A 3,361-nucleotide genomic window follows, 5' to 3' on the forward strand; every position below is an offset into this window, starting at 1 on the left:
ATGGACCACAGTTTTTTGTAGAAACAGATATTACAGATTTAGGAACAGCAACATCACTTACCGTATCAGACAATCAAGGAAACTCTCAAGTTGTAAACGCAACAGGAGTTGTTTCTTTTGGTCCTTATGCAAATAACACAGATGTAGTCGTTACAGTAACAAATGATAACGACGGGAACTGCTTTATAGTAAGCGACTCCTTAACACAAGAAATTTGCTTAGACCAATATGTAGATTGTACAGCTGGGCCTGTAGCCTTCTCATACTGTTATACAAATAACGATACTAATGTTTTTGTTTTTAATAGCGTAGATGGTACAACACCTCTAAACTTTACTATAAATTCTGGGCAAGTAGAAAATGGTTGGGATGAATTAGTTGTTTTCGATTCAGATGGTACAACAGATTTAAACGCTGCAACTCCTTATGGAAATGGCGGTGATGTTTCTGGAATAACATATCAATCTACTGGAAGCTCAATAGCTTTCCAAGTACAATCAGACGGTTCTGTAAACTGTTCAGATAATGGATTTACACCTTTAGATATTACTATATCTTGTGCTACATGTATTAACCCAACTGCAACTTATGCTATTGTGGATGATTGTGATAATGGAGATCAGTTTTTTGTAGACGTAAACATTACTTCTATAGGTGATGCAACCTCTTTATTAATTGAAGATAACCAAGGAAGTGCAGGTGTATCTGTAACTGCAACAGGGGTAACACAATTTGGCCCTTACCCTTTTTTAACAGATATAATTTTTACAATAAGTAACGAGCAAGATAACAACTGTATCATTACAAGTTCTGCAATTCAATTAGCAGCTTGTCCACCAGATAACGACAACTGTATTGACGCTATAGAAGCTCCAGTAAATGATGGATTCCTTTGCGAAGTTAGTACACCAGGAACACTAGTAGAAGCTACCGATTCTGGAGTTCCAAATGGAAGTTGCTCAGGTAACCCAGATGACGATGTATGGTTTCAATTTACTGCATTAAGTGAATTCCAATTAATAGCCTTAACAAACTTACAAGGTAGTGATACATTCGATATAGACATGGTATTATACGAAGGTACATGTGATGCTTTAGTAGAAATTGATTGTTTTGCAGGATTCCCTGCTGCAGATATAACGCCTCAATTAACAATAGGAGACACTTATTTTATTAGAATATTCTCTGGAGGTGGAGACCCTGAAACAACAACATTCGACTTATGTATTACACCATACATTGCTCCAACAAATATAACATGTGAAGATAGCGAAAACTTCTGCCCAGCTGGAGAAGATGGTGGAGCACTTTACATCTCTAATGTAATAGACATGCCAAACAATGCCTCTGTAGCATGTTTAGGAACCATTCCTAATCCTACTTATAGTGTACTAGAAATTGGTTCATCTGGAGATATTTTAGTTGAAATTGTTCAAAACACAGCATTTGATGCTAACGAAAATGCAATAGGAAATACACTTGATGTAGATTATGTATTATGGGGACCTTTTAGTCCAGATGAAGATTACTGTAATCTTAACTTAGAAGTAGACTGCCCTTCTTGTCCAAACAACACATCAGATCCAGACTTTTATCCTTTTGGTAATATTGCAGATTGTAGTTATTCTGCCGCTGCAATAGAAAACTTTACTTTAGAAGGCGCTACAGAAGGAGACTTTTATTTAATTTTAGTAACAAACTTTGCTAACGACCCAGGAATTATTCAAATTACTCAAACAAATATGACGAATACCGATGCTGGAACGTTAAGCTCAGCTATCGATGTAGAAATTGTTAGTAACGATACTTTCTTTGAAGATTTAGACAATGATCCAGCAACACCAAGTGTAGCTAACGTTTGTGGGTTTGACTCTGTAGTAATAGAAGCAGATTCTTCTTTTGCAGATTTATATGAGTGGTCTGTAAATGGTATTTTAGACCCAACATTAACTGGACCAACCATTACAGTAACAGAATCTAACAGTTATACCGTAACGGTATACGATACGCAATGTGATGGTTTCGATACCCAAACAGTAATCGTTAATTTATATCAAGATCCTTTAGTAAATATTGTTCCTGATGATGAAGTTAGCATTATTACTTGTGATGATGAATCTGGAGATGGTATAGAAGATTTCGATTTTACTGGTTTAAGTGCTATTATATTAAACTCTCCAGGACAAGATCCTGCAGATTTTGTTGTTACTTATCATGAAACTTTAGGAGATGCTCAGGCAGGTACAAACCCAATATCTTCGCCTTATTCTGCTACAGATGGAACCATAATTTATGTTAGAGTTGAAGATGTAGATGCTGTAGGTTCTGGCTCTGGATGTGCTAGCACAAACACAACGTTTACTTTAACTGTTTTAGGTGCTCTTCCTGTTGCAACAAGTGTAGACATGGAGCTATGTGATGATGATTCTAGAGATGGTGTAGAGCTTTTCGATTTAGAGTCTAATTCTCCAAATATCTTAAACGGTCAAGATCCAGCAACATTTGCAGTATCTTATTATGCAAGTGAAGCAGATGCTAATGCAGCTGTTAATGCTTTAACTTCACCATACCAAAACACAAGTAATCCACAAATTGTATACGCTAGAGTTGAGAATACTTCTGCATCAGATTGTTATAAAGTAACGCCTTTTAACCTAATAGTTAACGATATACCTGTATCGTCATTTACAAGTGATTTTGATTATGAGGTATGCCCTAATGCAACAGTCCCAATTACAATTACTGCAACTGCAGAAAACTATACAGAATCTGAAGTTACTATTGCATGGTATAATAATGGAGATTTAATACCAGGAGAAACAAGTTTAGATTTAGACACTGTATTAACAGAAGGAACATATACTATAGAAACTACTTTTAATGCTACAGGTTGTACAGCTACAGCAGAGATTTTTGTTGTAGAACTTCCTACATGTGTAATTCCTCAAGGGATTTCACCAAATGGAGATGGTCTTAACGACACTTTCGATTTAAGTAGTTATGATGTTCAAAGTCTAAAAATCTATAACAGAAATGGTACTGAAGTATACTCTAAAACAAATTATTTAGATGAGTGGCATGGCCAATCTAAAGATGGAGATGAACTACCAGTAGGAACATACTATTATGTAATGAAATACCAAAACGTTAAAGTAAAGTCTGCTTGGGTATATATTAATAGAGCTAAATAAAAACTAAGATTTTTTTGAAAACAAAACCGATGAAAAAACTAATATATACCATTTTCATATTCTTGTTAGGCTATCAATTATATGCACAACAAGACCCGCAGTATACGCAGTATATGTATAATATGAATGTAATAAACCCTGCCTATGCAGGGTCTACAGAAACCGTATCT

The 3,361-nt window shown here is 35.3% G+C and carries 2 protein-coding genes; both read left to right on the forward strand.

The window, feature by feature from the left end; all coding sequences use genetic code 11:
* A partial coding sequence (locus ACVC2P_RS00890) for a gliding motility-associated C-terminal domain-containing protein (RefSeq protein WP_452596599.1) occupies nt 1-3,191 on the forward strand: 3,191 nt, incomplete at its 5' end.
* 29 nt (nt 3,192-3,220) lie between these two features.
* A partial coding sequence (locus ACVC2P_RS00895; protein WP_452596600.1) for a type IX secretion system membrane protein PorP/SprF occupies nt 3,221-3,361 on the forward strand: 141 nt, incomplete at its 3' end.

The organism is Pontimicrobium sp. MEBiC01747 (assembly GCF_053601635.1).